The following is a 6824-nucleotide window of genomic DNA, read 5'->3' as shown; positions in this document are numbered from 1 at the left end:
GTGCTCGGCGTGGACGCCGCCCGCCACCCTGCCCGCATCAAGCCGCGCATCGGCTACATGAGCCAGAAGTTCTCGCTGTTCGAGGACATGACCGTCGACGAGAACCTGCGCTTCTACGGCGGCGTCTACGGCCTGTCGGCGGGTGAGCTGGCGGACGCCCGCGGTTACGTCCTCGACATGGCCGGCCTGCGCGGCCGCGAGAGCGAGCTCACCGGCAACCTGTCGGTCGGCTGGAAGCAGCGTCTCGCGCTGGGCGCGGCCACGATGCACTCCCCCGAACTGTTGTTCCTGGACGAGCCCACCTCGGGCGTCGACCCGGTGGCACGCCGCCAGTTCTGGGAGCTCCTCGCCGATCTCGCCGGCCGCGGCGTCACCTTGTTCGTCACGACCCACTACATGGAGGAGGCCACCCACTGCAGCCGGCTGGCGTTCATGTATCGCGGCAAGGTCATCGCCGACGGCAGCCCGCGCGACATTCGCGCAGCGCACGCCTCGGGTGGCCGGACGCCGACCCTGGAGGACGTCTTCGTCGAGCTCGTTCAGGGCGACGCACGCCCACCCGGCGCGTTGTGACGGGGCCTACGATCGTCCCATGACCGCTCCGCTCACCGCCGTCGTCACCGGCGCCTCGTCCGGCATCGGCGCCGCCACCGCCCGCGCGCTCGCCACGGCCGGCTACCACGTCGTCTGCGCCGCCCGGCGCTTCGACCGCGTCCACGAGCTGGTGGCCGAGATCGGCGGGACGGCCGTCAGCTGCGACGTGACCGACGACGACGACGTCGCGATGCTCGCCGAAGCGGTCGGCGACCGGCTGGACCTGCTCGTCAACAACGCGGGCGGCGCGGTGGGCCAGGAGCCGCTGGCCGACGCCGACCTGGATGCGTGGGCCACGATGTACGCCACGAACGTGCTGGGTGCGGGGCGGGTGACCAAGGCCCTCCTGCCCGCCCTGATCGCCGCCGAGGGCACGGTCGTGTTTCTCACCTCGACCGCAGCCGAGGCGGCCTACGAGGGTGGCGCCGGTTACAACGCGGCCAAGGCAGGCGAGCGGATGCTGGCCGGCGCCCTGCGGCTCGAGTTGTGTGGGACGCCCGTGCGCGTCTGCGAGGTCGCCCCGGGCATGGTGCACACCGAGGAGTTCTCGCTGACCCGGTTCGGCGGCGACCGGGCCAGGGCGGACGCCGTGTACGCGGGCGTCCCCGACCCCCTCGTCGCCGACGACGTGGCGGACGCGATCCGCTGGGTCGCGACCCGGCCGGCGCACGTCAACATCGACCGGCTCGTCATCCGGCCGCGCGCCCAGGCGGCCAACCACAAGGTCCAGCGCGTGGCGCCGTGACGAACGCCGACTCAGGGGTTGACACGCGCCGCACACCGGAGTAGACATGGTTCTCCACTCCCCGCGAGGGGGTGGCTGAAAGGGTAGGCGCACCGCACCATCTCCGCCGCTTCGCTTCGGCGAACGGGTGGGGATCCGACCGGGACGACGGTCGTGGCGGCAGCGGGATCCGTTCAGGTTCGGATCGTCCGCCGGACGAATCAGAGGCCTCGGACCAACTCATACTTGGTCCGGGGCCTCGCCTTGTTTCTACCCGAGCCGCGCGAACGGCGTCCGAACGACACGCGGGTGGCCGGTGAACTGGCCCCTCAGGCGAGCGTGTCGCGGCGTCGCGTGAGGAACGCCTGCTCGGCGCGATTGCCGGTGAGCGCGATGGCCCGGTCGTAGGCCACGCGCGCCTCGCCGAGTCGGCCCAGCCGGCGCAGAAGGTCGGCGCGCGTCGCGTGGTAGGCGTGGTAGCCGTCGAGAACGCCACCCCAGCGCACGACCTCGGCCAGGGCCCGCGCGGGCCCCGCGACCTCGGCCAGGGCGACCGCCCGGTTGAGGCGCACGACAGGCGAAGGGTCGACGGCCACGAGCTGGTCGTAGAGCGCCAGCACGTCTGCCCAGGCGGTCTCGGCATACGTGGGTGCCGCCGCGTGGACGGCGTTGACCGCGGCCATCAGCTGGTACCGACCGGGGGCCGGCCCGCCCGCCGCGTGGGCGTCGACCAGCGCGCGCACGAGCCCGTGGCCTTCCTCGATGAGGGATCGGTCCCAGACGCTGCGGTCTTGGTGCTCGAGCGTGACGAGTTCCCCCGCGGGCGTCACGCGGGCGGCACGCCGGGCGTCGGTCAGGAGCATCAGCGCGAGCAGCCCGGCCACCTCCGTGCCGTCGGGAACCAACTCGCGCAGGAGGCGTCCGAGCCGGATCGCCTCGCCGGTCAGGTCGGGCCGCAGCGCCTCCTCGCCGCCACTGGCGAGGTAGCCCTCGTTGAAGATGAGGTAGACGACGGTGAGGACGCCGTCGAGCCGCTCGCGCACATCGGCGTCCGACGGGACGCGGAACGGGATGTGCGCGGCGCGGATCTTCGCTTTCGCCCGGGTGATGCGCCGGCCCAGTGTCGCCTCGGCGACGAAGAACGCGTGGGCGATCTCCTCGACACTCAGGCCGCCGAGCAGGCGCAGCGAGAGGGCCACACGCGCCTCGGTTCCCAGCGCAGGGTGGCAGCACACGAAGAAGAGCCGCAGCCGGTCGTCGGCCACGGGCCCGGTCGGGGCGGGCGGTGTTCGGCCCGACAGCGCATGGGCCGCTTGGTGCTTGGCGGGCCGCTTGGCCTCGCGCCGCAGCCGGTCGAGCGCCTTGCGGGCCGCGGTCGTGGCCAGCCAGCCGCCGGGCTGGGGCGGGACGCCGTCGCGGGCCCACCGCTCGACCGCGACGGCGAAGGCCTCGGCGGCGGCGTCCTCGGCGATGTCGAGGTCGCCGTACCGCCGGGCGAGGGAGGCGACCAGCCGCGCCCACTCGGCCGCATAGGCGCGGGCGAGGGCCTCGTCGACCTCGGACGCCTTCACTCGAGCAGCGCCCGGACCGACGCGGGTGTCTGGAACGGGCGCACTTCGACCGGACCCCCGCAGGCCTGGGACGCCTCGGCCGCCAGCTGCAGCGCCTCGTCGAGGTCGGCCGCCTCTACCACCCAGAAGCCACCGAGTGCTTCCTTGGTTTCGAGGTAGGGGCCGTCGGTGAGCACGGGCCGGCCTCCGCGGCCGTCGACGGTGGTGGCGGTCGTGGCCGGCTCGAGGCCGTCGGCGAAGGCGAGGCGCCCCTCGCGCTCGAGCTTGTCGTTGAACGCGCCCGTGGCGGCGAAGGAGGCCACCATCTCGTCCTTCGAGGCGTACGGGCCGAACGCGGTGCGCTCGGCGGGGCCGAACACGGAGAACAGGTAGCGGGGGCGTCCCGGCGCCGGTGCCTCCTCGGGCGGTTCGGGCGGCGACGGGAAACGGTGGGTCTCCTGCGGCCAATCGAGGGCGACGGCGAGCCGGGCGGCCCACGCGCGCGCCGCCTCGTCGTCGGGCACGTCGACGACGCAGAACCCGCCGAGGTGTTCCTTCGTCTCCGCGAACGGCCCATCGGTGAACACCGGCGCCCCGTCGACCGCCCGCACGCTGCCCACGACCGACGTGGCACTCAGGGCGCCGTTGCTGTAGACGAAGACGCCGGCCGCCCGCATCGCGTCGATCACCGCAAGCCCGGCCCTGCCTTTCGCCCGGATCTCCTCCGCGGTGTGCGGGGGAACCCACTCGTCGTTGAACGCGATCAGGTACTCAGCCATCGGAAACCTCCTGTCCTCGCGGCGCCCCGACGGCACCGCCCACCCTCTCCACGAACGGGCGCGACCGGATCGGACCATCCGCGCCCTTCGCCATGGCCCTGCGCACCTGACAAGGCTTATCGTGGTGCCTGGCCACCCAGTCTGCCGGATGGGTCCGACGTGGCGGAACCGTCGCCGTCGCCGCCCTCCTCCTCGTCGGCTGCACGGGCACCGCACCGGCACCCGACAGCCCCGGTCAGAGTCCCACCACGGCCATGACCCGTCCAGGGACGATCGACCTCAGCGCCTGGACGGTCACCGAGGTGGGGTCGGGTTTCGGTGTCCCCCGCCAATGGGTCGAGGTCGACGCCGCGCGCGCGTTGGTCGTCGACCAGCGCGGCATCGTCTCCGTTGTGGAGGGCGACGCGCTGCGCGCCGAGCCGATGCTCGACGTGCGCGACCGCGTCCTCCAGCCGACCGCGCGAGCGCTCGAGGTCGGCCTCGCCGGCTTCGCCCTGGCCCCTGACTTCGCCACCAGCGGCACCTTCTACACGTTCACGACCGAGGCGCCCGCCGAGGGGGACGCCCCCGGCACCCGGCGGGCCGACACGATCACGCGCTAGCACGCCGACCCGACCACGCTGGTCGCCGACGCCGCCTCCGGAACGCCGCTGCTTCGCCTGCCACGCAAGTTCCTCGACCACGTCGCCCGGCGAACTCGTCGTCGACCCCGCCGGGCTCTTCTACGCGGGCATCGGCGCGCAGGACGGCGCCCGCGAGGCGCAGGACCCGAACACCCTCGACGGCACCGTCCTGCGCATCGACCCGAGCCGAGGCGACCCGTGAGGCACCCCACCCGACAACCCGTTCATCTCCGGCGGCGGGCTCCCCGAGGTGTGGTCTTACGGCTACCGCAACCCGTGGCGGCTCCGGGTGGACCCGCACCTCGGCGTCCTCGTCGGCTCGGCCATGTGGAAGGACAAGCCCCAACAGGTCAACGCGCCACACTCGGGCGACAACGCCGGTTACCCCGAGGTGGAGACGCCCTGCTGGACCGACGGCGTCCTCGCTCCCTCCTGCTCCACAACTGCTGCCGGGACGCCCATCGCCCCGCCTGTGCTCGAGTACGGACCCGAGGTCGGCGACATCCTGAGCGGCGTCGCGGTCCCCGGCCCGGACGCCGGCCCCCTGGCCGGCACCGTCGTCGTCTCCGACTGGAAGGGCGCCGTCCTCGCAGCCACCCCCGGTGAGTCCCCGTGGGCGACCACGCCGGTCGAGCTACCCCCAGCGGCCAGCCAGGGCGGCTACCTCTGGGACCTCGACGCGGACGCCGCCGGTCACCTCTACCTCATGTACACCGGCACCAGCATGACCGGCGGGACGCTGTTGCGCCTCAGTGCGCCGTGACGCCGGGCGGGCGAGCCACCCGGGCGGCGTTGGAGGCGCTCGACCGACAGAGGCTGGGGTAGCATCAGCCCCGGTCCCAACCGGACGGGGTGCACGAGGAGTGGCGTACGTGGAATGGCTGATGCTGGTTCCTCCCGTCCTCCTGCTCGGCGCGACCCTGCTGGCTCCGGGGTGGCTCGTGGCCGCGGCCAGCGGCGTTCGGGGGCTCAGCCAGTTGACGCTCGCCCCCGCCGTGTCCGTGGGGGTCGTGACCTTGGCGGGGCTCGTCTGCGGGCTGGCGGGCGTGCCGTGGGGCCCGCCGGCCGTGGTGGTCACCGCAGCGTTGGTGGCTGCCGCGGCATTCGCCCTGCGCCGCTGGCGCCGGTGGGGAGCACTTCCGGACGAGCACGGTTTCCCGGGGACACCGTGGCGTCACGCGGCGACCGTGTGCACCGCCCTCACCGTCGCCGGCGGGGGGCTGCTGTGGCTCCGCCACCTCACGAACATCATGCCGAGCCCCACGGCCTACTCCCAGACGTGGGACAACGTCTTCCACCTCAACGCCATCCGGTACGTGAGCTCAACCGGCTACCCCGGCCCGTTCCTGCCCACCAACCTCGACCCGTCCTCCGGCAGCACGTTCTTCTACCCCACCGGCTGGCACGAACTCGCAGCGCTCGCGATGCCCGTCGCCGGCGACAGCGTCCAGCTCGCCTCGACGGCCCTCCTGTTCGTCACCTGCGCCCTCGTCTGGCCACTCTCGGCGCTCGAGCTCACGCTCGGCCTCGGCGTTCGCTCCCCCGCCGCCCTGCTGTCGACCGGGGTGCTGGCCGCGAGCTTCGCCGCCTTCCCGTTCCTCATGCTCGACTGGGGCGTTCTCTACCCCAATCTGCTCTCGTACGCCGCCATTCCCGCCGCGCTGGCACTGCTGAACCGCCTGCTCCACGACGGACCGCTCGCCTGGGGCCGTGCGCTGCCCCTCGGCTGGCTGACGCTCCTCGTCGGCGTCGGGATCACCTTGTCGCACCCCAATGGCCTGTTCCTCACCTTCGCCTTGGCCCTCGCCCCGCTGGCCGCCGGCTGCGCCACCACGATCGCGGGCCTCCGCTCCGGCACCACGTCGCGACCGATCGCCGCCGCGTGGCTCGCGGCTGCAGCACTGGCGGTGGTCGTGTTCGTGTTGGCGTGGTGGCGGCTGCGGCCCTCGAACCGCTGGATGCCGCTCATGGACGTCCGCACCGCGATCGAGCAGGCCGCCCTGGCCAACCCGATCCTGGGACCCCCCGGCGTCGTGCCCCCCCTGCTCACGCTCGCGGGGCTGGTCCTGCTCGCCCTGCGCCCGGGCCGGCGGTGGTATCTCGGCGCGAGCGCCGGTGCGCTGCTGCTGTGGGTGGCCGTGGCCGGCCTGCCCGAGGGCGGCGTGCGCGAGTTCCTCACCGGCATCTGGTACAGCGACTCCTACCGGCTCGCCCCCGCCCTGGTCCTGTTGTCCGTGCCGGCTGCCGCCGTCGCTGTGGACGCCGTCGCCGCGGCCCTGCTGCCCCAACCCACCGGGGGCTACCGTCCACGCCGAGGCTCGGAGCCCCGCGTGACCGGCACCACGCTGCTGGTGGCGCTGGTGCTGCCCGCCGTCGTGCTCGCGAGCACCCAGTGGAGCCTGTCGATCCACCACGCCGTCACGCACGCCGCGACCGCCTACGACCTCGCCGTCGAACCGTGCGCCGAGGGCGATGTCACCTGCCTCACGACCGCCGACGAGCAGAACCTGCTCGACCGCGTCGCCGAGCTGACCCCGCCGGACGCCGTGATCCT

6 protein-coding genes and 1 pseudogene are annotated in these 6824 nt (G+C 73.4%); 5 read left to right on the top strand and 2 right to left on the bottom strand.

Going from position 1 to position 6824, the window contains the following annotated elements; all coding sequences use genetic code 11:
* The coding region (locus tag Q1K57_RS13640; protein WP_300083535.1) for an ABC transporter ATP-binding protein at positions 1-573 on the top strand (573 nt) is incomplete at its 5' end.
* Positions 574-592: 19 nt separating this feature from the next.
* Positions 593-1339 carry an SDR family oxidoreductase gene (locus Q1K57_RS13635; RefSeq protein ID WP_300083533.1) on the top strand — a complete coding sequence of 249 codons (747 nt, stop codon included), beginning with the start codon at positions 593-595 and terminating at the stop codon, positions 1337-1339.
* Positions 1340-1647: 308 nt separating this feature from the next.
* Here the strand turns inward: Q1K57_RS13635 and Q1K57_RS13630 are convergent, their stop codons facing one another.
* Positions 1648-2889, bottom strand: a complete 1242-nt coding sequence (locus Q1K57_RS13630) for a DUF6596 domain-containing protein (RefSeq protein WP_300083531.1) — start codon at positions 2887-2889, stop codon at positions 1648-1650.
* Positions 2886-3647: a YciI family protein gene (locus Q1K57_RS15800; RefSeq protein ID WP_366525378.1), complete on the bottom strand. Its 762-nt coding sequence runs from the start codon at positions 3645-3647 to the stop codon at positions 2886-2888. The genes Q1K57_RS13630 and Q1K57_RS15800 overlap by 4 nt, the downstream gene beginning before the upstream one ends.
* Positions 3648-3901: 254 nt before the next feature.
* Here Q1K57_RS15800 and Q1K57_RS13615 point away from each other — a divergent pair, with 254 nt between their 5' ends.
* The 3 genes and pseudogenes from Q1K57_RS13615 to Q1K57_RS13605 form a co-directional block, all read left to right on the top strand.
* Complete coding sequence (locus Q1K57_RS13615) at positions 3902-4249, top strand: hypothetical protein (protein ID WP_300083529.1); 348 nt, start codon at positions 3902-3904, stop codon at positions 4247-4249.
* A gap of 238 nt (positions 4250-4487) precedes the next feature.
* Positions 4488-5033 (top strand): annotated as a pseudogene (locus Q1K57_RS13610) (PQQ-dependent sugar dehydrogenase); the annotation flags it as partial.
* Positions 5034-5142: 109 nt separating this feature from the next.
* A partial coding sequence (locus Q1K57_RS13605; protein WP_300083527.1) for a DUF6541 family protein occupies positions 5143-6824 on the top strand: 1682 nt, incomplete at its 3' end.

The organism is Propioniciclava sp. (genome assembly GCF_029977985.1).
Classification (GTDB): Bacteria; Actinomycetota; Actinomycetes; order Propionibacteriales; family Propionibacteriaceae; genus Propioniciclava.
Note: the sequence above shows the minus strand (reverse complement) of the source record. Positions and strands in the feature narration are given on the sequence as shown.

What these genes read in the sequence shown, in the direction of transcription:
- Q1K57_RS13615 (WP_300083529.1), top strand. Translation starts at nt 3,902, where the DNA reads ATGACCCGTCCAGGGACGATCGACCTCAGCGCCTGGACGGTCACCGAG.
- Q1K57_RS15800 (WP_366525378.1), bottom strand. Translation starts at nt 3,647, where the DNA reads ATGGCTGAGTACCTGATCGCGTTCAACGACGAGTGGGTTCCCCCGCAC.
- Q1K57_RS13635 (WP_300083533.1), top strand. Translation starts at nt 593, where the DNA reads ATGACCGCTCCGCTCACCGCCGTCGTCACCGGCGCCTCGTCCGGCATC.